This window comes from Colwellia ponticola, from assembly GCF_005885605.1.
GTDB classification, from domain to species: Bacteria; Pseudomonadota; Gammaproteobacteria; order Enterobacterales; family Alteromonadaceae; genus Colwellia; species Colwellia ponticola.
Map to the genome: position 1 here is coordinate 1 of NZ_SZVP01000225.1, position 403 is coordinate 403.

At 64.0% G+C, this 403-nt stretch carries 1 protein-coding gene; it reads left to right on the top strand.

The window, feature by feature from the left end; translation table 11 throughout:
• Positions 1-403 (top strand): MFS transporter (locus FCS21_RS16670; RefSeq protein ID WP_138624550.1); only part of this gene is annotated, 403 nt, incomplete at both ends.

Below are 403 nucleotides of genomic sequence, written 5' to 3' on the forward strand. Positions count from 1 at the left end.
CGATGGAAATGAGCGGGCCGTTCTGGCCCGTGCACCTGCGCGGGCTGGCGTCCTCGGAGTCGGTATTCAGCTTCGCCAGCATCGCCGTGTACGTCGGGCCGATGCTGGGCATCATGCTGACCAGTGCATTCTGGGGCCGTATCGGCGATCGCTACGGCCACAAGCTGATGATGATCCGCGCACTCGCGGGGTTGTCCCTGACCCAGCTCGGGCTGGCCTTTTTCAGTGACATCTGGGTCATCCTGGTCCTGCGTTTTCTGCAGGGCGCCTTTGCCGGCTATATAGCCCCGGCGCAGGCTTACGGGGTCAGTATCGAAGCGCCGTCGCGGCGGGCGCGGTTATTCGCGATCCTGCAGATATCGACCAATGTCGGCTCACTGCTCGGTGCGGTCGTAGGCGGCCT